26 protein-coding genes are annotated in these 23,556 nt (G+C 67.8%); 9 read left to right on the top strand and 17 right to left on the bottom strand.

Annotated elements, in window-relative coordinates; genetic code table 11:
* The 9 genes from A5625_RS27445 to A5625_RS27405 form a co-directional block, all read left to right on the top strand.
* Positions 1–362, top strand: a 362-nt coding sequence (locus A5625_RS27445) for a penicillin-binding transpeptidase domain-containing protein (RefSeq protein WP_067001947.1), incomplete at its 5' end; no start/stop codon positions are given.
* Between the two features lie 43 nt (positions 363–405).
* Complete coding sequence (locus tag A5625_RS27440) at positions 406–990, top strand: DUF1707 domain-containing protein (RefSeq protein WP_067001945.1); 585 nt, start codon at positions 406–408, stop codon at positions 988–990.
* 31 nt (positions 991–1,021) lie between these two features.
* Positions 1,022–1,879 carry a type I methionyl aminopeptidase gene (gene map / locus A5625_RS27435; protein ID WP_067001942.1) on the top strand — a complete coding sequence of 286 codons (858 nt, stop codon included), beginning with the start codon at positions 1,022–1,024 and terminating at the stop codon, positions 1,877–1,879.
* Between the two features lie 10 nt (positions 1,880–1,889).
* The gene (locus A5625_RS27430) at positions 1,890–3,386 is read left to right on the top strand and encodes a cobyric acid synthase (protein WP_067001939.1); all 1,497 of its coding nucleotides are present in this window, start codon (positions 1,890–1,892) and stop codon (positions 3,384–3,386) included.
* A 130-nt stretch (positions 3,387–3,516) separates the two neighbouring features.
* Positions 3,517–4,068: an alpha/beta hydrolase gene (locus tag A5625_RS27425; RefSeq protein ID WP_067001936.1), complete on the top strand. Its 552-nt coding sequence runs from the start codon at positions 3,517–3,519 to the stop codon at positions 4,066–4,068.
* 20 nt (positions 4,069–4,088) lie between these two features.
* The gene (locus A5625_RS27420) at positions 4,089–5,477 is read left to right on the top strand and encodes a glutamine synthetase family protein (RefSeq protein WP_067001933.1); all 1,389 of its coding nucleotides are present in this window, start codon (positions 4,089–4,091) and stop codon (positions 5,475–5,477) included.
* On the top strand, positions 5,443–6,222 hold the full coding sequence (locus tag A5625_RS27415; RefSeq protein WP_232003844.1) for a gamma-glutamyl-gamma-aminobutyrate hydrolase family protein: 780 nt from the start codon (positions 5,443–5,445) through the stop codon (positions 6,220–6,222). The genes A5625_RS27420 and A5625_RS27415 overlap by 35 nt, the downstream gene beginning before the upstream one ends.
* Positions 6,219–7,583 (top strand): aldehyde dehydrogenase, encoded by a 1,365-nt coding sequence (locus tag A5625_RS27410; RefSeq protein WP_067001925.1) that lies wholly within the window; start codon positions 6,219–6,221, stop codon positions 7,581–7,583. The genes A5625_RS27415 and A5625_RS27410 overlap by 4 nt, the downstream gene beginning before the upstream one ends.
* A 3-nt stretch (positions 7,584–7,586) precedes the next feature.
* Positions 7,587–8,366 carry a 3-oxoacyl-ACP reductase gene (locus tag A5625_RS27405; RefSeq protein ID WP_067001922.1) on the top strand — a complete coding sequence of 260 codons (780 nt, stop codon included), beginning with the start codon at positions 7,587–7,589 and terminating at the stop codon, positions 8,364–8,366.
* Here A5625_RS27405 and A5625_RS27400 read toward each other — a convergent pair.
* The 17 genes from A5625_RS27400 to A5625_RS27320 all read right to left on the bottom strand — a co-directional run.
* Entirely contained in the window at positions 8,363–9,277 is a 915-nt protein-coding gene (locus A5625_RS27400) for a PPE family protein (RefSeq protein ID WP_067001919.1), read from the bottom strand. The genes A5625_RS27405 and A5625_RS27400 overlap by 4 nt on opposite strands.
* A gap of 155 nt (positions 9,278–9,432) precedes the next feature.
* The gene (locus A5625_RS27395) at positions 9,433–9,840 is read right to left on the bottom strand and encodes a hypothetical protein (RefSeq protein WP_232003843.1); all 408 of its coding nucleotides are present in this window, start codon (positions 9,838–9,840) and stop codon (positions 9,433–9,435) included.
* A 136-nt stretch (positions 9,841–9,976) separates the two neighbouring features.
* Entirely contained in the window at positions 9,977–11,101 is a 1,125-nt protein-coding gene (locus tag A5625_RS27390) for an alkaline phosphatase family protein (protein WP_067001911.1), read from the bottom strand.
* Between the two features lie 21 nt (positions 11,102–11,122).
* Positions 11,123–11,875: a DUF6390 family protein gene (locus tag A5625_RS27385; protein ID WP_082984581.1), complete on the bottom strand. Its 753-nt coding sequence runs from the start codon at positions 11,873–11,875 to the stop codon at positions 11,123–11,125.
* A gap of 2 nt (positions 11,876–11,877) precedes the next feature.
* Complete coding sequence (gene hypD, locus A5625_RS27380) at positions 11,878–13,017, bottom strand: hydrogenase formation protein HypD (protein WP_067001908.1); 1,140 nt, start codon at positions 13,015–13,017, stop codon at positions 11,878–11,880.
* A 12-nt stretch (positions 13,018–13,029) separates the two neighbouring features.
* Positions 13,030–13,302, bottom strand: a complete 273-nt coding sequence (locus A5625_RS27375) for a HypC/HybG/HupF family hydrogenase formation chaperone (protein WP_067001903.1) — start codon at positions 13,300–13,302, stop codon at positions 13,030–13,032.
* Positions 13,303–13,318: 16 nt separating this feature from the next.
* Positions 13,319–14,431, bottom strand: coding sequence for a hydrogenase expression/formation protein HypE (gene hypE, locus A5625_RS27370; protein ID WP_082984580.1), 1,113 nt, complete (start codon positions 14,429–14,431; stop codon positions 13,319–13,321).
* Complete coding sequence (locus tag A5625_RS27365) at positions 14,431–15,105, bottom strand: SIS domain-containing protein (protein WP_067001901.1); 675 nt, start codon at positions 15,103–15,105, stop codon at positions 14,431–14,433. Before A5625_RS27365 ends, hypE begins: the two co-directional genes overlap by 1 nt.
* The gene (locus tag A5625_RS27360) at positions 15,102–15,836 is read right to left on the bottom strand and encodes a HypC/HybG/HupF family hydrogenase formation chaperone (RefSeq protein WP_067001898.1); all 735 of its coding nucleotides are present in this window, start codon (positions 15,834–15,836) and stop codon (positions 15,102–15,104) included. The genes A5625_RS27365 and A5625_RS27360 overlap by 4 nt, the downstream gene beginning before the upstream one ends.
* Complete coding sequence (hypF, locus tag A5625_RS27355) at positions 15,833–18,202, bottom strand: carbamoyltransferase HypF (protein ID WP_067001895.1); 2,370 nt, start codon at positions 18,200–18,202, stop codon at positions 15,833–15,835. Before hypF ends, A5625_RS27360 begins: the two co-directional genes overlap by 4 nt.
* A 1-nt stretch (position 18,203) precedes the next feature.
* Entirely contained in the window at positions 18,204–18,470 is a 267-nt protein-coding gene (locus A5625_RS27350) for a HypC/HybG/HupF family hydrogenase formation chaperone (protein ID WP_067001891.1), read from the bottom strand.
* Between the two features lie 3 nt (positions 18,471–18,473).
* Positions 18,474–18,965, bottom strand: a complete 492-nt coding sequence (locus tag A5625_RS27345) for a hydrogenase maturation protease (RefSeq protein WP_067001888.1) — start codon at positions 18,963–18,965, stop codon at positions 18,474–18,476.
* 124 nt (positions 18,966–19,089) lie between these two features.
* Positions 19,090–20,445 carry a hypothetical protein gene (locus A5625_RS27340; RefSeq protein WP_067001885.1) on the bottom strand — a complete coding sequence of 452 codons (1,356 nt, stop codon included), beginning with the start codon at positions 20,443–20,445 and terminating at the stop codon, positions 19,090–19,092.
* Positions 20,442–21,110 (bottom strand): DUF6084 family protein, encoded by a 669-nt coding sequence (locus tag A5625_RS27335; RefSeq protein ID WP_067001881.1) that lies wholly within the window; start codon positions 21,108–21,110, stop codon positions 20,442–20,444. Before A5625_RS27335 ends, A5625_RS27340 begins: the two co-directional genes overlap by 4 nt.
* A complete protein-coding gene (locus A5625_RS27330) occupies positions 21,107–21,751 on the bottom strand; it encodes a DUF5947 family protein (protein ID WP_067001877.1) in 645 nt (214 codons plus the stop codon). Before A5625_RS27330 ends, A5625_RS27335 begins: the two co-directional genes overlap by 4 nt.
* Before the next feature lie 46 nt (positions 21,752–21,797).
* Positions 21,798–22,736 (bottom strand): NifU family protein, encoded by a 939-nt coding sequence (locus tag A5625_RS27325; RefSeq protein ID WP_067001873.1) that lies wholly within the window; start codon positions 22,734–22,736, stop codon positions 21,798–21,800.
* Positions 22,737–22,739: 3 nt separating this feature from the next.
* Positions 22,740–23,556 (bottom strand): nickel-dependent hydrogenase large subunit (locus A5625_RS27320; RefSeq protein WP_197516253.1); only part of this gene is annotated, 817 nt, incomplete at its 5' end.

Raw genomic sequence — 23,556 nt, 5'->3', positions numbered from 1 at the left:
GCATGGCCCTGGTCGCCGCCACGGTCGCCGCCGGTAAGACACCCGTGCCGCAACTGATCGCTGGCCGGCAGACGGCGGTCCAGGGAGACACCGCGCCGATCAGCCCGAAGATGATCGATGCGCTGCGGCCGATGATGCGGCTGGTGGTGACCAATGGGACCGCCAAGGAGATCGCCGGCTGCGGCGAGATCTACGGAAAGACCGGTGAGGCCGAGTTCCCGGGCGGATCGCACTCCTGGTTCGCCGGGTACCGGGGCGACCTGGCCTTCGCCTCGCTGATCGTCGGGGGCGGCAGCTCGGAGTGGGCGGTTCGGATGACCAAATTCATGTTCGAGGCGTTGCCGCCCAACTTCCTGGCTTGACACATCGGAGTCCGTGCGCCCGCAACAGCGGTAAATTGCGAACATGACGGACACCGGAGGAGACATGGTCGCGCTGCGGGTCTCCGACGCAGACCGAAACGGCACCATGCGGCGACTGCACAACGCGGTTGCGCTCGGGCTGATCGATATCGACGAGTTCGAACAGCGCTCGTCGCAAGTCTCCTATGCGCGCACCCGGGGCGAGCTGGACGGGCTGGTCGGCGACCTGCCCGGCCCGGGCGCCATCGTCACCTCCGCGGCCGACCGGGTGGAGCTGCGCGGCTGGGCCGGCTCGCTGAAGCGGCACGGGGAATGGATGGTGCCCACCCGCCTGGCGCTGGTGCGCCGACTGGGTTCGGTCGAACTCGACCTCACCAAGGCCCGGTTTGCCGGGCCGGTGGTGGTCATCGAACTCGACATGAGGCTCGGTTCGGTGCACATCCGGTTGCCCGAGGGCGCCAGCGCGTCGATCGACGACGTCGAGGTCTACGGGGGCAGCGCCAGCGACCGCCGCAGAGACCCGCCGGGCGAGGGCCGACCGCACGTGGTGTTGACCGGTCGGGTGGTGGCCGGTTCGGTGGTCATCCGGGGTCCGCGCCGCTCCTTGCTGCGCGGCCGCTTCGCCTGAGTGCGCGATGGCCTGCAGTTAAGCTGGTCGCATGCCCGCTCGCACCGCGCTTTCCCCCGGAGAGTTGTCCCCGACGCTGCCGGTGCCCGGCAGCATCTCGCGCCCGGAATACGTGGGCAAGTCCACCGCCCAAGAGGGCAGCGAGCCGTGGGTTCAGACACCCGAGGTGATCGAGAAGATGCGGGTCGCCGGCCGGATCGCGGCCGGCGCGCTGGTGGAGGCGGGCAAAGCCGTCGCACCCGGGGTGACCACCGACGAACTGGACCGGATCGCGCACGAGTACATGGTCGACCACGGCGCCTACCCCTCCACGCTGGGCTACAAGGGATACCCGAAGTCGTGCTGCACGTCGCTCAACGAGGTGATCTGCCACGGGATCCCCGACTCGACGGTGATCGAGGACGGCGACATCGTCAACATCGACGTCACGGCCTACATCGACGGGGTGCACGGCGACACCAACGCGACCTTTTTGGCCGGCGATGTGTCCGAAGAGCACCGGCTACTGGTGGAGCGGACCCGGGAGGCGACGATGCGTGCCATCAACGCCGTCAAGCCCGGCCGCGCCCTCTCGGTCGTCGGCCGGGTCATCGAGTCGTACGCAAATCGCTTCGGCTACAACGTTGTTCGTGACTTCACCGGTCACGGCATCGGCACCACGTTCCACAATGGCCTGGTCGTCCTGCACTACGACCAGCCGTCGGTGTCCACCATCATGCAGCCGGGGATGACGTTCACCATCGAGCCGATGATCAACCTCGGCGGGCTGGACTACGAGATCTGGGACGACGGCTGGACGGTGGTCACCAGGGACCGTAAGTGGACCGCGCAATTCGAACACACCCTGCTGGTCACCGACACCGGCGTCGAAATCCTCACCTTGCCATGACGTTTGCCGGATGACCGGAGCGCTGCTGGTCGCGGGTACCAGCTCCGACGCCGGGAAATCGGTGGTGGTTGCGGGCCTGTGCCGGTTGCTGGCCCGCCGCGGGGTCCGGGTCGCCCCGTTCAAGGCGCAGAACATGTCCAACAACTCGGTGGTCACCATCGAAGGCGGTGAGATCGGCCGCGCCCAGGCCATCCAGGCGCGCGCAGCGGGGCTGGAACCCAGCGTGCGATTCAACCCGGTCCTGCTCAAGCCGGGCAGTGACCGCACCTCGCAACTGGTGATCAAGGGTCAGGTCGCCGACTCGGTCACCGCGAAAAGCTATGTGCAGCATCGTGATCGACTCGCTTCCGTCGTCCTCGACGAATTGACCTGCCTGCGAGACGAATTCGACGTGGTGATCTGTGAAGGCGCCGGCTCGCCGGCCGAGATCAACCTGCGCGCCACCGATCTGGCCAACATGGGATTGGCCATGGCTGCGGATCTGCCGGTGATCCTGGTGGGCGACATCGACCGTGGCGGCCTGCTGGCGCATCTGTTCGGAACGGTCGCGGTGCTCGAGCCCGAGGATCAAGCGCTGATCGCCGGTTTCATCGTCAACAAGTTCCGCGGTGACCCCGCGCTGCTCGAGCCCGGGTTGCGCCAACTGCACGAGATGACCGGCCGGCCGACCTACGGCGTGCTGCCGTACGCCGACGAGCTGTGGCTGGACGCCGAAGACTCGCTATCGGTGGTCGCGCATCGGGTGATCGGCACGCCCACCCCCGGGCGTGGCGAGTGGTTGCGGGTGGCGGCGGTGCGTCTGCCCCGGATCTCCAACTCCACCGACGTCGAGGCGCTGGCCTGCGAACCGGGCGTGCTGGTGCGCTGGATCACCGACCCCGCCGACCTGACCGACACCGACCTGATCGTCATTCCGGGCAGCAAAGCCACGGTGTCCGATCTGGGATGGCTGCGCGAGCGGGGCCTGGCCGACGCGATCGCGGGGCATGCGGGTGCCGGCAAGCCGGTGCTGGGCATCTGCGGCGGATTCCAAATGCTGTGCAGTCGCCTAGACGATCCGGTGGAGTCCGGGAGCACGGACGTGCGCGGCCTGGGGTTGCTCGACGTCGACATCGCCTTCCATCCCGACAAGACGTTGCGGCGCTGGCCGCAGCCGCTGACCGGATACGAGATCCATCACGGCCGGGTCTCCCGCTGCGCCGAGCGGAGCTGGTTCGACTGGGGTGCCGATCCGCAGGGTGTGGTGTGCGGCGCGGTCTTTGGGACGCACTGGCACGGCTTGCTCGACAACGACGAGTTCCGGCGCGCGTGGCTGCGCCGGGTCGCCGACGCGGCCGGCCGGGTCGGCTTCGTGGTCGGCGACACCAACGTCGCCGCCCGGCGCGATGCCCAGCTCGATCTGGCCGCCGATCTGCTGACCGTCCATCTCGACGTCGACGCCATTCTCAGGTTGCTTGACGGTCCGCCGCCGCGACGTCCGCATCTCTCAAGTCGCTTGCGGCCCTAGGGCATTCACCACCATCGCGGCGCGAACGGAATCATTGACGGTCGGGTCAAAAACCCGTTCCGGCGTACCAGATGGTCGAGAACCGTCGCGCATACATGCCCTTTGGCTGTAGCGTGCTTGGGTGCCCTCCATGATGACCACGCTGGACGGGTTCCCCGTACCGGTGGTTGTGGGCGGTCCGGAGAACGGCGTCGTCGTCGTCATACTGGGCGACCAGGACCGCGTCCCGGCCGCGTACGACGCGGTCTGCGAGCGGCTGCACACCGCGTCGCTTCGCACGGTGGTGGTTGGCTTCGACCCACGCCTGACCCCCAAATCGGTGATCGGCATCCTCGACGGGCTGGGCATCGGGTGGGCTGTGGTGATGGGTGACCGCGCCGGTGGTGAGCTCGCCTGGGAACTGACGGCAACCCGGCTGGGCCGGTTCGTCGGCCTGGTGGTGATCGACCGCGGTCATCCGCTGGCCGCCAATCACGAGGGTCCCAGCACCGACGGGCACTGCCCGCCGGTGGAAATCGGCACCACCGTGTTGGTCAGCTCGCCGGCCGCACGGGCGGCGGCCCAGGCCAGTCAGCGTTTCGTCTACGCCGACTACCGGGTGGTGCACCTGGGGCGGCGCAGCGTGCAGGAGTCGACGGCGCAACTGGCCGCCGAGATCATCTTGCGCACCAGCACCTGGTAGTGCCTGGTTGACTAGCGGTCATGGCCAGTGAAGAAAGTGCTGTGACCGATCCCAACGTACCGTCGATGCCCGCACTCGAACGACTGGTGAGTAGCGGCGAGGTGGACACCGTCATCGTGGCGTTCGCCGACATGCAGGGTCGGCTGGCCGGCAAGCGCGTCGATGCGCGGCTGTTCGTCGACGAGGTGGCCGCAAATGGTGCCGAGTGCTGTGGCTATCTGCTTGCCGTCGACGTCGACATGAACACCGTGGACGGTTATGCGATGTCGAGTTGGGACACCGGATACGGCGACACCGTGATGCGCCCGGACCTGTCCACCCTTCGGCGCATTCCCTGGCTGCCCGGGACGGCGCTGGTGCTGGCCGATGTGGGCTGGGCCGACGGCAGTCCGGTCGCCGTGTCGCCGCGAGCGATCCTGCGCCGCCAGCTCGACCGGCTGGCCGAGCGCGGCCTGGCCGCCGATGTCGCCACCGAGCTGGAATTCATCGTGTTCGACGAGTCCTACCGCCAGGCGTGGGCCAACGGGTACCGCGGGCTGACCCCGGCCAGCGACTACAACATCGACTACGCGATCTCGGCATCGTCGCGGATGGAGCCGTTGCTGCGTGACATCCGGCGTGGGATGGCCGGCGCCGGTTTACAGTTCGAAGCCGTCAAAGGTGAATGCAACAGGGGACAGCAGGAAATCGGTTTCCGGTACGCCGACGCGATGATCACCTGCGACAACCACGTCATCTACAAGAACGGTGCCAAAGAGATCGCCGATCAGCACGGCAAGAGCCTGACCTTTATGGCGAAATACGATGAGCGAGAGGGGAACAGCTGCCACATTCACTTCTCGCTGCGCGACGTGCAGGACGGCGCGGTGTTCGCCGATCCCAGCCGCCCGCACGGCATGTCGTCGACATTCGGCAACTTCCTGGCCGGCGTATTAGCCACACTGCGCGAACTGACGCTGTTCTACGCGCCGAACATCAACTCCTACAAGCGATTCGCCGATGCCAGCTTCGCCCCCACCGCGCTGGCGTGGGGGCTGGACAACCGCACCTGCGCGTTGCGGGTGGTCGGTCATGGTCCCAGCACCCGGCTGGAGTGCCGGGTTCCGGGCGGTGACGTCAACCCGTATCTCGCGGTGGCGGCGATCGTCGCGGGCGGGTTGTACGGTATCGAACAGGGCCTGGAGTTACCAGAGCCCTGCACGGGAAATGCCTACCAGGTTCCCGGCGTCGAGCGGCTGCCTGTCACGCTGGCAGAGGCGGCCTCGCTGTTCGAGAACTCCGCCCTCGCCCGGGACGTGTTCGGCGACGACGTTGTCGCCCACTACCTGAACAACGCCCGGGTGGAGTTGGCGGCGTTCAACGCCGCGGTCACCGATTGGGAGAGGATGCGTGGTTTTGAACGCCTATAGGCCTGACGGTGGCGCGCGGCGCCCGGTGGTCGGCCTGACGACGTATCTCGAGCAAGTGCAGACCGGCATCTGGGACATCCGCGCCGGGTACCTGCCCGCCGACTACTTCGAGGGCGTCATCCTGGCCGGCGGGATCGCGATGCTACTGCCCCCGCAGCCGGTGGACGCCGACATCGTCGGCTCGGTTCTCGATGGCCTGCACGCGCTGGTGATCACCGGTGGCTACGACCTGGACCCGGCCAGTTACGGCCAGCAACCGCATCCAACCACCGACCAGCCCCGCACCGACCGCGACGTCTGGGAGTTCGCGCTGCTGCGGGGTGCCCTGCAGCGCGGGCTGCCGGTGCTCGGGATTTGCCGCGGCGCACAGGTGCTCAACGTCGCGCTGGGCGGCACGCTGCACCAGCACCTGCCCGACGTGCTCGGGCACAGCGGGCACCGGGCCGGCAACGGGGTGTTCACCAGGTTGCCGGTGCGAACGGTCGCGGGCACCCGGCTGGCCGCGCTGGTGGGCGAGTCCGCCGATGCGCCGTCCTACCACCACCAGGCCATCGATCGAGTCGGGGACGGCCTGGTGGTCAGCGCGCGCGATGCCGACGGCGTCGTCGAGGCGCTGGAGCTACCCGGGGACCGCTTTGTGCTTGCCGTGCAATGGCATCCGGAACAGTCCCTGGAAGATCTGCGGTTGTTCGCCGCGATCGTGGATGCGGCCCGGTCCTATGCGGGACGTGGTGAGCTGAGTTGAGCACAGCGCAACTGATCAACCCGGCGACCGAGGAAGTGCTGCGGTCAGTCGAGCACGCCGACGCCGCGGCCGTCGACGACGCGGTGGGCCGGGCGCGGGCGGCCCAGCGGCGATGGGCGCGGTTATCGCCGGCTGAACGTGCCGCCGGTTTGCGGGCATTCGCGGCCGTCGTCGACGCCCACCTCGACGAGCTGGCGGCAGTCGAAGTCGCCAACTCGGGCCATCCCATCGGGTCGGCCGAATGGGAGGCCGGTCACGTCCGCGACGTGCTGAACTACTACGCGGCCAGCCCGGAACGCTTGTCCGGCAAGCAGATTCCGGTGTCCGGTGGGCTGGACGTCACGTTCCACGAACCGATGGGCGTGGTCGGCGTGATCACCCCGTGGAACTTCCCGATGCCGATCGCGTCGTGGGGATTCGCCCCCGCGCTGGCCGCGGGCAACGCCGTGCTGGTCAAACCCGCCGAGGCGACGCCGCTGAGCACGATCCGGCTCGGTGAACTCGCGGCCCAGGCCGGACTCGACGCCGACCTGTTACAGGTGCTGCCGGGGCGGGGCGCGGTGGTCGGGGAGCGGTTCGTCACCCATCCCGATGTCCGCAAGGTCGTGTTCACCGGGTCCACCGCCGTCGGCAAAAAGGTGATGAGCGGTGCCGCCGCTCAGGTGAAGCGGGTGACCCTGGAACTGGGCGGCAAGAGCGCCAACATCGTGTTCGCCGACTGCGATCTGGAGCGCGCCGCCGCCACCGCACCCGCCGGGGTGTTCGACAACGCCGGGCAGGATTGCTGTGCCCGCAGCCGGATTCTGGTGCAGCGCAGCGTCTATGAGCGGTTCATGGCGTTGCTCGAGCCCGCGGTCACCAGCATCGTCGTCGGCGACCCCGCATCTCGTGCCACCGAGATGGGTCCGCTGGTGTCGGCCGCGCATCGCGACAAAGTGGCGTCCTACGTTCCCGACGGCGCCCCCATCGCGTTTCGTGGTACGGCGCCGACCGGCCCTGGGTTCTGGTTCCCCCCAACGGTTCTGACTCCGCAGCGCACCGATCGCTGCGTCACCGACGAGATCTTCGGCCCGGTCGTCACGGTGCTGGCCTTCGACGACGAGCACGACGCCGTTTCGCTGGCCAACGACACCAGCTACGGCCTGTCCGGATCGATCTGGACCAACGACCTATCCCGCGCGCTGCGGGTGTCCCGGGCGGTGGAATCCGGGAATCTGTCCGTGAATTCGCACTCGTCCGTGCGGTACAGCACCCCGTTCGGTGGTTTCAAGCAGTCGGGCCTGGGTCGTGAGTTGGGTCCGGATGCGCCGTTGCACTTCAGCGAGACCAAGAACGTGTTCATCGCGATCAAGGAGGATTAGGCGGTGGCGGTCGATCTCACCCAGCGGTTGGCGGACCGCGTGGCCGTCGTCACCGGGGCCGGTGGCGGCATCGGACTGGCCGCGGCACGGCGGATGCATGCCGAGGGCGCCACCATCGTGGTGGCCGACATCGACGACGACGCGGGCGGCGCGGCGGCAGACGAATTGTCCGGCTTGTTCGTGCGCACCGATGTTTCCGACGAGGACGCGGTCAACGCGGTGTTCGACACCGCGGCCCAGACCTACGGGCGCGTCGACATCGCGTTCAACAACGCCGGCATCTCCCCGCCCGACGACGATCTGATCGAAAACACCGAACTGCCGGCGTGGCAACGTGTCCAAGACGTCAACCTGAAGTCGGTGTACCTGTGCTGCCGGGCGGCGTTGCGGCACATGGTGCCCGCACAGAAAGGCTCTATCATCAACACCGCGTCGTTCGTCGCCGTCCTGGGCTCGGCGACGTCGCAGATCTCCTACACCGCCTCCAAGGGCGGGGTGCTGGCCATGTCCCGCGAGCTGGGTGTCCAGTTTGCGCGGCAGGGCATCCGGGTGAACGCGCTGTGTCCCGGACCGGTCAACACCCCACTGCTGCAAGCGCTTTTCGCCAAAGACCCCGAACGGGCCGCTCGCCGGCTGGTGCATGTGCCGGTGGGCCGCTTCGCCGATCCCGACGAAATCGCCTCAGCCGTCGCTTTTTTGGCCAGCGATGACGCGTCATTCATCACCGCTTCGACCTTCATGGTCGACGGCGGGATCGGCGCGGCCTACGTCACCCCGCTCTAACCGCTGGCGTGCGAGCCGGGCGGCGCAGTGACCAGGCGGATGGGCTCGCCGACCCGGTTTCCGCGCAGCCGCTCCAGCATGGGCGCGGCGGCGGCCCAGGTGCGTGGCACCGACAACGCGCCCACCAACGTCCCCCGGCCGACGATCATCCGGGTGTGGGCAGCCGGCTTCGGCAAGAGCGAGGTCAGGGCCGCCGCCTTGTTCATCGAATTCAGGTGGCCGATCGCGAAATCCGACGGCGCGGTCAGCGAATTCAGTTGCGACAGCGACGGTGTAACCGGGGCGATGGACGCTTCGAACGTCTGCAACGGTGACGACGACATCTGCTGGAGAGCCTGGGGTATCACCGACATCAGTTGGCGGCCGGCCGATATGACGTCCGGTGCCGACCGCAGCGCCCAATTACGCTTCGTCACAGCGGGTTTGCCCGGTGGAGGGGGGAACGGCGTCAGTGCGGCCGCGGCGGCCGCGGCCTCGGCGTAGACATACATGGCATCGGCGTTGTGCGCCCACATCGTGTCGTATTCGGTCTCGACGGCGGCGATCGCCGCGCTGTTCTGCCCCAGACAATTCCTGGCCACCAGGCACATTCGCCGGGTGCGGTTGCCGGCGACGGCCGGTGGGGGCACCGTCGCTGTGAAGGCCGACTGATGTGCGTCGGCCGCCGCATCGAGCTGGCTGGCGGTGTGTTTACTTCGAGCGGCCGCGGCGTCAAGCCAGTCACAGTAGGCTGCCGCGGCCTCGGTCAGCGCCGACAGTGTGGTGGTCGCCGCCCGGTAGTCAGCCGCCGCGGTAGCAAGCCGCGCGGACAGCGTCGCCCACGCGGCGGCGGCCTGTCTCATCGATCCCGCACCGGGACCCGAATAAATCAGCCCGGAGGTGATCTCCGGAGGTAGCGTCGCGAAATCCATTACAGCCTCTGCCTGACTGTGGCGGTATCAGTTGTGCCCGAAAACATGAGGTCTTCTTTCCAGAGATAGACACCGGGGTTACAAGCCGTCGGGCCCTCACGTGTCGCGGAAAACCACCGTGCGTCGACAACACGCGCTCGGCCCGGGCGCAACAATCAGCGGCGGGCGACGCAGAGTTGGGTCAAGATATCCCGGTCGGACGGAATGGCCGCCGGCGCACGAGCCTGGATACCGGTGGGCGCGAACGCCATCGGAGTGAGCGACAGTGGTGCCGGGGTGAGCACTGACTGCGGTGACAAGCGGTTCCACGTCAGGGGGCGTTCTTTCGTCATCCACGCGCTGCGGAACGGCTTCTTGTTGGTCTTGTTCGCCGGTGTCCACGACCGTGCGGCGATCGAGGCGGACCGGCTGGTCGGGTGAATCTGCATCAGCCCGGCGTGCGTGTCCATGTCCGCGGTCGGCGCCGACCACGCCGGCGGCTCGGGCGGAACCGCGGTGGCAAGGTTGGACCGCAGCGCCGAACCGGCGATCAGGGCAATGAATACACCAAGGGCTGCGCTCATCGCGATGGCCAACGGCCATCGTCGAGTATCGCCAACGCCCCGAAATACCACAGTGCAGTGAATGTACCGCGACAACGTTGATGATCGGACCCAGTGAGCTGTGAACTCGATCCGAGTTCGGTGTGCGTCTGGGCGGCTACCGCCGGACAACGATGAGCGGGATCGCCATCTCGGCCGCGCTGGGTCCGCCGTGAAAGCCCACCAGACGAGAGGCTTCCGGGGGGTCATGCGCGCTGGCCAGCACCGCCGCGTCGCCGGAACAGACGACGACCACGTCGCCGAGCCGATCCAGATGTTGCGCGGCGACCGGGCCGAACATGCCGGTGGCCACCGCCTGTTCGCGGCTGTACACGGCTGCCCGGCCGTCCAGCAGCTCAGCCCAAACGTCCCGGACGTCACCGGCCGCCCCCGGGGCGGTGTGCAGATACCGCACCCGCGGCTCGCCGGCGACCACCTGTATCCCCTCAGCCAACCGCGGGTCGGCGTCGAGGTCGATACGCGCCTCGGGTGGGACGTTGAGGCCGCCGTGGTCGGCGGTCACCAGCACCGTCGTATTCGCCGGCAGCGCCTCGAGCAGGCGGGACAGCAGCGCATCGATGTTCGCCGCCGCGGTGTGCCACTGCTCTGAGCCGATACCGAAGACGTGTGCGGCGGTGTCGAGTTCGGCGGTGTAGCCGTATACCAGCCCGGGCGCCGCCCGCACCGCGTCGGCCACCAGCAGCGCGTAGTCGTCGGTCGGGTTAGCCGGATGTAATTCGGCGCCGCGGTATGCGGCGTCGGTCAGCCCGCTGCCGAGGAACTGGACCGGCAAGACGGCGCGGGCGCGCACACCGGCTTCGGTGAGCCGCTCGAACCAGGTCGGCACCGGTTGCCACTGGGCGGGGGGCGGGTCGTCTCGCCACCGGACGTGATTGAGCACCCGGTCGGTGCCGGGCACCCTGAGCGTGAAGCCGAGAATCCCGTGCTCGCCCGGGCACGCACCGGTGCCCAGCGACACCAGGCTGGTCGGCGTGGTCGACGGGAAGGTGCAGTCCAGCCGGGTCAGCCGCCCGGTGGCACCGGCCAGCGCGGACGCGAGCAACGGCGCGCTGCCGGCCAGCTGCGGCAGCAGGTGCCAGCCCAACCCGTCCACCAGCACCACCAGCACCTGGTCAATCCGCTCAACGCCGACCGCGTCGGCGACCGCCAGCCTGTCGACGGCATCCGGGACCCCGAGCAGGGTCGCCGCGGCGGGCAGCACGTCGCAGAGGGAACCGAGCACCGGGCCAGTCTGGCGGCGAAGTCAGACGCGCGCCAGTCGGTGGCCGGTCACCAGCAGCTGCCGGTTCGTGCTGTCGGTCAGCGCACCCAGCTGCGCCGGCGACAGCCGGCCGCACAACCGGCCCCAGTGCACAGCAACCACATCGCCGACGGCCACATCGGGCACCGCGCTGTACCCGTCGGCCCACACCTCGAGCACGCGGGCCATCGGTTCCGACAGCGTGAGCGCCTGACCATCCCAGGCCAACCGCCGGCACAACACCTCGACCCGGTCCGCGTCGCGGGAAAGCACTGTGCCGGAGGTGATTCGGCAGTTGTCCAGCACACTGAGCGGCTGCTCGTCGATACCCCGACCCAAAAACCGCGTCCACGGGTAAACCCCGAACACGTGGAAGCAGTGATTGCCGGCGGCCTCGCACGCCAGATCCGCGGTCAGATGCGACCAATAGTGACCCGCCTGCGGGCCGATGATCGCCAGTAACGCGTCGAAGAATTCTTGCGGGTCCAGGTCGGCGGCCACGCCGCCACCGAGCCAATAGGCCTCGACGAGCCGGTAATCCAGCGGATCGGCGATACCGGTCAGTTGCGAGAGCACCCGCAGATACGGCCACGCGCCGGAGAATCTGGTCGCCGCCCGGCGCACATCGGCCACCGACCCGTCACGCAGGGTGGCTCCCAACGGGGGGCCGCAGTAGCCGAGCGCGTTGGGCGCATAGGCGTAGCGGGCGAACATCTCTGCGCCCTTGTCCGCGCCGCGGCTGTCCGGATCGGCCAAGGTCACCCCCGCCCGGACTGCCCCACCAGCTTGGCCGCGTCTCGGTGCAGGCGACCGAAGTTGTAGTAGGCCGCGCAGGCCCCTTCCGGGGATACCATGCATGTCCCGATCGGTGTCTCGGGTGTGCAGGCGGTGCCGAAAACCTTGCATTCCCAAGGCTTGAGCACACCCTTGAGCACCTCGCCGCACTGGCACGCCTTCGGGTCGGCGACCCGCACGCCAGGCATCGCGAATCGCAGTTCGGCGTCGAACTCGGCGAAGTCGTCGTGCAGCCGCAGCGCGCTTTGCGAGATGAAGCCCAGCCCGCGCCATTCGAAGTGCGGACGCAACGCGAACACCTTGCCCATCAACGCCAACGCCGCGGGATTGCCGTGCTCGGGCACCACACGCTTGTACTGGTTCTCCACTTCGCAGCGGCCCTCGCGGATTTGACGCAGCAGCATCGCGACCGAGGCCAGGATGTCCAGTGGCTCGAAACCGGCTACCACCAACGGCTTTCGATATACCTCCGGCACGAACCGGTAGGGGCGATTGCCCACCACCGTCGACACGTGGCCGGGGCCGATGAATCCCGATAGCCGCAGGTCCGGCGATTCGAGGATGGCCCTGATCGGCGGCACGATGGTGACGTGGTTGCAGAACACGCTGAAATTGGGCAGGCCCAACTCCTTTGCCCGCACCAGGGTCACCGCGGTCGACGGCGCGGTCGTCTCGAAACCGATGGCGAAGAACACCACTCGCTTGTCGGGATTGTCGACCGCGATCTTCAAGGCATCCAGCGGGGAGTAGACGAACCGTACATCGGCCCCACGGGCCTTGGCATCCAGCAGGCTGCCGTGCGAGCCGGGCACCCGCATCATGTCCCCGAAACAGGTGAAGATCACGTCGGGTTGGCCGGCCAGCCACATCGCGTCGTCAATGCGTCCCATCGGGATCACGCACACCGGACACCCCGGGCCGTGCACCAGTTCGACGTTGTCGGGCAGCAGGTGTTCGATGCCGTGCCGGTAGATGGTGTGCGTGTGTCCGCCGCACACCTCCATGAACTTGAATTCCTCGCCGTCGGTCCCGGCCAGGTGCTCGATGGCCACCAGCAGCTTGCGTGCCGCGGCCGGATCGCGGAATTCGTCAACGAATTTCATTGCCGCTCCTAGTCAAACGATGGACGACGAGTCGAAGGCCTGCATTTCGGTGGTATAGGCGTCGCCGAGTTTTTTGATCGCGGCCAAGGTCAGCAGCGCCTCGGTTTCGTCGATCTTGGCCATCGCGAACCCGACGTGCACTAGCACCCACTCGTCGGGCGCGGGCAGGTCGTTTTCCAGGAGGCGGACACTGATGGTCCGCTGTACGCCACTGACATCGACCTTGGCCAAACAGTTGGCAGGATCGGTGATTTCCACGATCCGGCCCGGAATCCCCAGACACATACGCGTCTCTCCCTTCTCAGCAGATTCGCGGCAACGGGTCCCCGACCAACATGTCGACGATCCGGGTGCCGCCGAACCCGGTACGCAGCACCACACTTTCGGCGGGTTCAGTGACGATTTCCCCGACCTCGGCCGCGTCGGCGCCCAACGGATGTGAGCGCAGCGCGTCGAGACCGGCCCGGGCCTCCTGCGGCGCGACGACGGCGACGAACTTGCCCTCGTTGGCGACGTAGAGCGGGTCGATGCCGAGCAACTCACAGGCGCCAGTGACCATGGGCGCCACCGGAAGTCGCTCCTCGTCGAGCAGCACCCCGAAGCCGCAGGCCTGGGCCAACTCGTTGCACACGGTGCCGACCCCGCCGCGTGTCGCATCACGCATCCATCGGGTGGAGGGTGCGGCGGCCATCAACAGCTCCACCAACGGACTCACCGACGCGGTGTCGGAGGCGATGTCGGCCTCGATGGCCAGATCGCCCCTGGCGAGCATGACCGCCATGCCATGATCACCCATCGACCCCGACAACAGCACCTTGTCGCCGGGGCGCACCGCCTGCGCCGACAGCGTGCGTCCCGCGGGGATGACGCCGGTTCCGGTGGTGGTGATGAACAGCCCGTCGGCCGCGCCCCTGGGCACCACCTTGGTGTCGCCCGTGACGATCTGCACACCGGCCGCCGCGGCCGCCGTCGCCATGTCGGCGACGATGTCCTTCAATTCGGCGATCGGGAAGCCTTCTTCGATGACGAACGCCGCCGAGATCCAGGACGGCACCGCACCGGCCACCGCCAAGTCGTTGCAGGTGCCGTGCACGGCGAGCACGCCGATGGACCCGCCGGGAAACCGGCGCGGCTGCACCACAAACGAATCCGTCGACATCGCCACCCGCTCGCCGCTGGGCAACGCCAGGACGGCGCCGTCACCCAGCGACTCGAGCAGCGGGTTGCGGAACGCCTCCACGAACACCGCGTCCACCAGCGCCGCCGACGCCTTGCCGCCCGCTCCGTGTGCCAGGGTCACATGGTCGTCGAGGAGCCGCGGGCGACGCCGGCGGAAGGACTCGATCCGCTCGATCACGTCGCCTTCGCCGAACCGCGGTCCCGACGACAAGTAGTCACCCGCCGACTTGTTCATCATGCCGCCCCCAAACCTTGATCGCTTCCGAGACGTTCGTGAACCGCCAACCACAGCTGATAGCCCAGCAGCGCCTGCGATTCCTGAATCCGGTGCACGCTTTGCGAGCGAACAACGAAGCAGGCGTCCACGTTTGGGTTGTTCGCGAAGGCGCCGCCGTCGTAACCGGCGAAACCGATGGTGTACAGGCCGCGCTGGCGTGCCTCGGCCAGCGCGCTGAGCAGGTTGGGCGAGCCGCCGCTGGTCGACATGGCGATGGCGATGTCGCCGGCCTTCGCGCGGGCGATCAACTGACGGGTGAACACCAGCTCGAAGCCGACGTCGTTACCCAGGGCGGTCATGACGGCCTGGTCGGCGGTCAACGACCACGCGGGCAAGGGATTGCCGATCGGGGGACGGGCGAACAGTCGTGCCAACGTGGTGGAATCGGTGCAGCTGCCGCCGTTGCCGAAGGTGAACATCCTTCCGCCGCTGGCGAACCGCCGCGCCAACTCGGTGGCGGCCGCCGCCAGCAGGTCTGCGTTGGCTTCCACGGTGGACCGCCGCAGCGCCAGGCTCTCGCTCGCTTTGGCTTGCGCCGATGCGGCCAGGTCGGCGAGCAGTGACTCGGGATCGTCTTCCTGGGCGTCGATGAACGGATAGAGGAAGTTGGTGGGTTCGTCGGTAGGGCTCATGAAACACCTTTTCGCTCTTCGTCATCGCCAACGCGGCTGATCGCTGTACCGGCATGCACCAGCACCAGCTCACCGGCGGCGACGGGGTCGATCAGCGTCGTCACTACGTTCTCGACACCGCGCGCAGTGCGTACCGCGGCCTGGCCGGCGGTGGAAGCTGTCACCACCTCGCCCAGTCGCCCCTCGTCGCTGCACGTGACACATACGTCGTCGCATTGCGGGTCCGGCTTGAGCAATCCGGAGTGCTCGAAACACACGTGGGTGAGTTCCCACAAGAGGTGATAAAGCAGCACGAACCCACCCGTTGCGGGCACCCGCGGATCGCGATCGTCCAGCCACAGCACGTGATCGGCCGTACCGGCCTTGGGTCGTTGCCCGCTGCCGATCCAAATCGTGGTAGCGCCCCAAGCCGGGCTTCGGCGCATCACCGAGCGCACTTGCGCGTTATCGACACCGGCTACGGCGATGACGATGTCGCCCGGCCGCACCGACACCCGGACCAGATCCACCAGGTCGGGACCGGTCAGGGCCACCGCCGGCAGGGCCCGTTTGCCCATGATCACCGGATGGACGAATTCGACCGCGATGTGCAATGCATGGGGCTCCCACGACGGCGCGATCGACCACATGGTGGCACCCGCGGCGAAACGCTTGGCCAGCGTCAGTGCGGTTCCGGCGAGATCTTCGGCCAGTTCGGCGCTCAGCCCACGATCGATGGCGGTGGTGATCATCGCGACGATCCCTCCTCCTGCGAAATCAGCATCGAGACCGCGGCCTGGCCCAGCGCCAGTCCGCCGTCGTTCGGCGGCACGATGTGATGGGTGAGAACCTCGAATCCGTTCTGCCGCAGCCGCGTACGGCAGGACTCGAGTAACAGCACGTTTTGGAAGACCCCGCCGGTGAGGCCCACCAGCGTGGTACCGTCCGCCACCTGAGACACCACCTCGGCGACGGCAACGGCGAGCGCCTGGTGAAACGCCGCGGCCAGGGTTGCCGTTGGGGTGCCGGCGTAGAGCGCTGAGACGATGGTCTGCACCATCGGGGCGGGATCGATGATCCCGTCGGGGCGTACCGCCAACGGCAACGACGGCAGTGTGCGCGTTCGGCCGGCCGATTGCGCCAGCGCCTCCAGCTCGATGGCGGCTTGCCCCTCGTAATCGATGTGGTGTCTCACCCCCAGCAGCGAGGCGACGGCGTCGAACAGCCGGCCCACGCTCGAACACGGCACGCAGCCCGCGCCGGTCTCCAATTGCGAACGGGTAAGCCGCAGTTCGTCGGCGGTCGCGGCGGCCACTGGCGCCAGGTCCGGTGTCCAGTCGATATCGGCCATCCACAACTGGGACAGCGCCATCCGCCACGGATTGCGCACCGCGGCGTCGCCGCCGGGCAACGGCACCGCCAACAGATGCCCGGCGCGGACGAAACGGTGGCTTCGGGTTCCGAGGGTGAGAATCTCACCGCCCCAAATAGTTTCGTCACAGCCATAACCGGTGCCGTCGAAGGAGACCCCGACGATGGGTTCGCCGATGCGCCCGTGTTCGGCCAGCAGCGACACCACGTGGGCGTGGTGGTGCTGGATCAGATCCAGCGGGCGCTCGGCCGCGTGGCGCTCGGCCCAGCTTCGGGTGTGATAGCCGGGGTGCAGGTCGGCCGCCAAACGGTGGGGTGTGCCGCGAATCCCGGTGAGCTGGTGCACCGCCCGCTCGAACGCGCGCAGCGTCTCCCAGGTGGCCATGTCACCGATGTGTCCGGACAGGTAGGCCCGCCGGCCGTCGGTGAGGCAGAACGTGTTCTTCAGTTCGCCGCCGACGGCCAGTACGGCGGGCCCCTCCAGCTTCAGGTCGACCGGCAGCGGCGCATACCCCCGGGACCGTCGGATCGGCAGCTCGTGGGCCCCCTGCTCGTCGTGCACGACGCGCACCACCGAGTCGTCGCACGGCACATGGATCGGCCGGTCGTGGTCGAGGACCGCGTCACACAGCGCCGGAAGCCGTTGCGCGGCATCGTCATCGGTGAAGCAGATCGGCTCGTCGGAACGGTTGGCGCTGGTCAGCACCATCGCGTCGGGTACGTCCCCGGGGCCGCCCGGCACCGGCGCCAGCAGCAGGTGATGAATGGGGGAGTAGGGCAGCATCAACCCCAGCAGCGGGTTGCCGGGCGCGACGGCCTCGGCGATCGGCGCGCCGGGAAGCCGGCGTAGCAGCAGGATCGGGCGGGCCGGACTGGCCAGCATCGCGGCCTCGGTGTCGTCGATGGACGCGTAGCGGCGCGCCACGTCGAGATCGCGGACCAGCATGGCAAAGGGCTTGGCGCCGCGTGCTTTGCGCACTCGCAAGGCGGCGACCGCCGCCGCGTCGTCGACCGCGCAGGCCAGGTGGTAACCGCCGATTCCCTTGATGGCCACCACGGCGCCGGAAGCCAGCGCGGTCTGGGTGGCGGCCAGCGCCGCATCCGCGCCGCTTACCCGCCCGGCCGGCGACGCGAACCACAATGTCGGCCCGCAATCGGGGCAGGCGATCGGCTGGGCGTGAAATCGGCGATCCGCAGGATCGTGGTACTCGGCGGCGCAGCGCGCACACATGGCGAATGCCGACATGGTGGTGGCCGGCCGGTCGTACGGCAGTTCGGTGATGATGGTGAACCGCGGACCGCAGTTGGTGCAGGTCACGAACGGGTGCCGATACCGCCGGTTGAGCGGGTCGAACAGTTCGGTGATGCAGTCCTGGCACACCGCGATATCGGGAGGGATCGGGGTGGTGGCACCCACTGCCGATTGACTTGCCACGATCCGGAATTCGGGTGGGCAGGCGGGGTCGGCCGCGACGTCGGCGACGCACACCTCGGTGATCCGCGCCAGCGGCGGCGCCTCGGCGCGCAGCCGGCGCCCGAACTCCGCCACCCGGGCGGCCTGCCCCTGCACCTCGAGAAACACCGCACCCGAGTCGTTGCCGACGAAGCCGGCCAGGCCCAGCTCGGTCGCGATCCGATGAACGAACGGGCGGAAGCCGACCCCCTGGACCACTCCGGTCACCACGACATGCTGCCGAACCTGGGTGTCAGCAGGGCCGGGCCGCAACAGTAGGGGGGCATCGGTCATGTCAACCGGCCTCCGGGTGCGGTGTCAGGTCGGTACGGCCCCGGCCCATTAGCTCCAGGCCGGCCATGGCCTGTGCGGCGCCGGCCTGATCGGTCTTCTCGACGACGAAGCCCATGTGGATGATCACCCAGTCGCCCGGCTCGAACGTCTCGTCCGGGAGCATGCCGACATTGACTTTGCGCTGTTCGCCGGTGACATCGACCAGTGCGAGCTGTCCCTCGAAGCCCTCCAGCATCTCGATGACCTGACCCGGTATTCCCAAACACATGGCTCAGCACCCCTCTTCGGTGGGCGACGGGGTGTGCAAGGCCGCGACGATCTCTTCCACCGCCCGCGCCGCCCGCGGGACGGCCTGTGCGACCGGTTCGGTCAGCCCGATGCCCTCCTGGACGCTGCCGGCCTCGCACCCGACCACCACGGTGTAGGGCGGCCGCCCGCCCAGTGCCCGCAGGCTGGCGAACACCGAGGCCGGGTCCATGCTGTGAGCGTCCAGGCCGCTGGTTCCGGGCGACGAATCGTGGTCGGCCTGAAAGACATGCAAGGTGCCGGGATGGCCCTGGCTGGGCACCGCGTCGACCAGCACCAGCGTGTCCCACTCCTCGAGCAGGTCATAGGCCAGATGCATGCCGCGGATTCCGTAGTCGATCACTTGGACCGTCGGATCGTCTTGGGGCAGTTCGGCGTTGCGGACCACTTCCGAGCCGAACCCGTCGTCGCCCAGAAAGATGTTGCCGATCCCGGCTACCAGGATGCGCGCTGTCATGGTGGCACCCGGGTCGGTTACATCCGCCTCAACTTGAGATAACGACGAGCATCCGGGACGGATATCGCGCCGAGCGCCAACGCGATCGCGACCACCAGCGCGACGATGGCGATGAAGATCCAACCTAGGATTTCCATGGTGAACTCCTTTCAGGGGTTGTGCTGTGCTGCGAGTGCAGCGGCTCGATTTCGTCAGGGGAGAAGTACAGATAGCGTCCGTACCAGTCGTGCAGGTCTGCGGCCGGATCGTCGTCGACGACGACGCCTACGTGGGTGTTGCCCTCGACGTCCTCGTGCACCGAGGTGACGCGGGCGGCCTTGCCGGCCACGAAGATGTCTTGGGCGTCCGCGTGGCGCCGCGGCCGTAACCTGACCTTGCTGCCCCGTGCTATCCGGACCCCGTTCACCAGCACCGCGTCGATCTCGGGGCGTACGGCGTTGTCGGCCAGTGGATCCCACCAATCGATGCCGTCGGGGATCTCGGGTACCAGCCCGGCGGGACCCCCGAGCGAGTGCGGGTCGCGCAGCACGCCGTGCAGCCGGGCCATGGCCTCGGGCGACATCGCGTCACATTCGTCGATGATTCGCGCGGCACGCGGGTCGGTTGCCCGGGCCTGCTCCTTCTCCTCGTCGGTCATGGTCATCACGCGCAGGGTGAGGATTTCGTCGATTTCCGTGCAGTCGAACAGGGCGGTGTCGCTCTGCTCGGCCACCTCCGGGTGGTCGTAGAGAATGATCGGCGAGATCAACAGCATGTCATCGGTGCCCGGCGGCCCGGCCAGCACCGGGAAGCAGCGATGCCGGCGGCAGCGAGATACCGCGTCGGTCGCCGACGGCGGCGGCTCGAGCAGCGAGATGAACCGGCCGCCAACCACTTCGGCGATGATGTGGGTTCCGATCATGGATCGCGCGATGGCGTCACCCTTGTCACGTGCGGCGGTGCCGGTGTTGGTGACCCGCACCGACACGCGCCGCAGCTCGCCGTCCGGCTCGCTGGCGACGGTCAGGACGCCTCGTATGCCGCGTCGTTCGCGAACCAGTCGGCCCCCGTCGAGGACTTCGATGTCGGTTGCCGCGTCGGCGGTCACCGGCAGCGAGCGGGGATGATCGCCGAACGTCAGTGGGCCGAAGGAGATTTCGCGTTCGACCGCCTCGTCCCAGGTCAGCCACGACCCGGCCGGAGTCCTCAGCTCATCGACGGGCTCGAACCCGCCGTCGCCGGTATCCCGTTCGGCCCGCCGGTGCTGCAACTGCAGGAAGCGCACCACCAGCGTCAGCGCATGGGCGCCGTCGACCAGGAATTCGGCGGCAAGGCTGTCGTCTTCGCCCAGGCCGGTATCCGAGGCGCCGGACGGCCCCAAAACACCGAATTGCCAGCGTGATTGGTTCTTACTCGACGTTCCCCGATACGGGTAGAGCAGATAGCCTTCGTAGAGCACCGCGTCGGCGACGGCGCGGGCCCGATCCCAGCTTGACGTCATCGCGTCACCTCGCGATCGGCGGTGGTATCCAGCAACGAGGTGATCGCATGGTCGAAATCAAGCATGCCGTGGGCGGACTTGTAACCGGCCAGCTCGGTGATGGTCTCGTGGCTCAGCCGAATCCAGCCGCTGTTGGGATAGTGCTGCGCGATCAGGTCACGCCACACGGTGACCGGCATGGCGTAGCTGTCCTCGCAGTCCCATGACACCTGCTGAACCGAGAACCCGCGTTCGGAGTTGACGAAAATCGTTCCGCTGAACAGAAACTGCAGCGGCACCGCGCCGTCGCGCAGCGCGTGCAGATATTTGGCGGCGGCCACCTCGAAGTCATAGGTGCAGTCCAAGGACAGCGTTGCGGTCGTGCTGCCGGTGAACCCCGGCACCATGGCGGTGCAATGCTGCCACAGAAAGGTGCGTTGGGTACTCGACCAGCGTTCGCGGCCGCCGAACAAGTCCATCAGCCCGGCCGCTTCGTCGTCGGTATAGGAACGGCGCAGCGGCTCGATGCGGACCTGGCACCGCAGGGCGATGGCGTGCACCGGGTCCGTAACATCGGGGCCGCTGGCGGTGACGCCGATGCGGGCGGTGAGCAGCGGGCTGACCGCGTACGGTTCGGCCGTCACGTCCAGCACCGCGAAGTTCACGGTCATCGGTGGGCCGTTCATCGCGGTGTCTTTACTGCGCGGGCGGCGAGGCCGTCGAAGAAGCCGTCGATGAATTCGCGGGCCTGCTGGCCGCCGTCAAATCCGCGCCACAACATACGCAACCGCCCGACGAATTCGTAGCAGGCGTCGATCGGGACCAGATACGTTTCAGGCTGCGGCAATTCGCCATCCGGGTCGCTGTCGGGGACCCGGACGATCAGCGCCTCGACGTCGTCGGCCAGTAGGCTCACCCGCGAGTCGGCGGCGCGGATGGTGTCCCACACGTCCATATCCAGCTCGGATTCGGTTGCCCCGGCCGGCCCGGGGTAGAAGGCCACGGTGTGTCCCAGGGCGGAGTTGGTGAAGAAGAAGGCGACCCCGACCGGGATCTGCAACGCCTCCCACACCAGGCGATCCAGCGCGAAGTCGGGAAACGACAGGTACCGGTCCGGGACCGCCCGGTAACGCAGGTCGGCGTGGGAGTCGGTGAACAGCAGATAACAGGCGCGGCAGACGCACATGAGTTGGCGGCCGGCCACATTGACCACATGCTGGTGCTCGTCGGCGATCGACTCCGCGCACATTTCACAGCGCTCGCCCGCCGGCTCGGGGCTGCGCCGGTCGCTTCTGATCCGGGCCAAGACGTCGTACGGGCTTGTCATGAGCGGCGCTCCCCAGCCTCGCTTCGCCCTGCATCGTCGCCGGCGGTCATGCCGGTGCGCCCATCACGTTGGCCGGTAACGCCACCGACAGCAGGCCGTCGCGGATCAACAGCGGGATCGGATCCAGATGAACCGCCGAACCACTGGCCGCGGCGACGCCGGCATGGACGACGTCGAAAGCCGTCCGGCAGGCCGCACAGTGCAGCAGCGCACCGCGCAATTGCGACCCCGCCAGCGAGTCGTCACACACCGGGCAGTGGTCTTTGTAGGCGAACGTCTGGTCACCGACCCGGCAGGCCAGCACCGTCACGTCGTCGATGATGAATCCCGCGACTTCGCCGGGCATCAACTCGGCCAGCTCCGGCGCCGGGTGCCAGGCCGTGCGACCATGTCCGTTCGAATGCACATGTGCCAGTAGTGATTCGGCGGGAATGACGCTTGCCGGGCCGGTCGTGTCCGCGGCCGTCACCACCTCGATCGACGTGATCTCCGGCGCAGCGGCGCGGACCGCATCCTGCACGGCCAACTCCAGTGTCACCGCCGACGACGGGCAACTTTTGCAGCTGCCTTTGAACGCCAGCCGCACGACATCGCCATTCACCTCGAGCAGATCGACGTCTCCCCCGTGCGAACCCAGGTAGGGCCGCACCCGGTCCAGCGCGTCGGAGACTCTGCGGTGCACGTCGTGTGGATGAAGGCCGTGCACCAGGAGCAGGCTGGCCACCAGGTCGTCGGTGGCCAGCCGCTCGGCCAGACCCCCATCCGAGCCGGCGTCGCCGGCCATCAGCATGATCCGCTCGAGTCCGGCTCCGTAGAGCCCCACGACCTCGCGGACCAGTTGCTGCGCACGGTCATACGCGGCGGCCCCACTTGCCGCGCAGGAATCCAGCAGTATCTGGATTCGATCGCCCGCCTCACGCCATTGCGCTTCTCTGGCCGAAGGTGCTGGATGAGTTTCGAGGGACTTCTCCGGGCGATCCGCCATGTGTCACTCCCCGACGGGGGACTGGGTTGGCGTGTGCAGTCTGTCCAGGGATTTGCCCTTCCCCAGGTACATGTGCACGCCACACGGCAGGCACGGATCGAAGCTGCGCACCGTACGCATGACATCGATTCCCTTGAAGTTGTCTCGGCCGTTCTCCTCGAAGATCGGTTGCCCCTGTACCGCATCCTCATACGGGCCCGGCGTGCCATAGCTGTCGCGCGGGTTGGCGTTCCACGGCGTGGGCGGGTACGGGTGATAGTTGGCGATCTTGCCGTCCCGGATCACCATGTGGTGGCTGAGCACACCGCGCACCGCCTCGGTGAAGCCGCATCCGATGGCCTCGTCGGGCACCTCGAATTTCTCCCACGTCTTGGTCCGGCCGGCGCGAATCTCTTCAAGTGCCTTCTCGGCGAAGTGCAAAGCGCAGGCCGCCGCGTAGGCCTGGAAGTAGGTGCGTGCCCGGTCGCGTTCGATGGTGTTGCTGCCGTATTGGGGGATCTTCCACTCCAATTCGACGGGACCCTTCAGAGCCGTCTTGGGCAGGTTGATCTTGACGCTGCTGCCGGTCGCCTGGACGTAACCGATGTTGACCAGGCCGGCCAGCGCCGTCGACCACAGCCGGGCCAGCGGGCCACCGCCGGTGTCCAGCGCCAGGTGGTCCGTGCCGTCGAACCAGCGCGGCGACATCACCCAGCTGTACTTGCCGCCCTCCATGTCCCGCTTCTGCGGGTGCGGGTTGGTGTGCTGGTTCCACGGGTGGCGCCGGTCCACCGCGTTGCCCAGTGGATCGGTCTTGACGAACATCTCCTGGTCGGTCCAG

The sequence above is a fragment of the Mycobacterium sp. 1465703.0 genome (assembly GCF_001672975.1).
Classification (GTDB): domain Bacteria; phylum Actinomycetota; class Actinomycetes; order Mycobacteriales; family Mycobacteriaceae; genus Mycobacterium.
The sequence above is the reverse complement of the archived record's forward strand: the minus strand, read 5'-3'. Positions and strand labels throughout refer to the sequence as shown.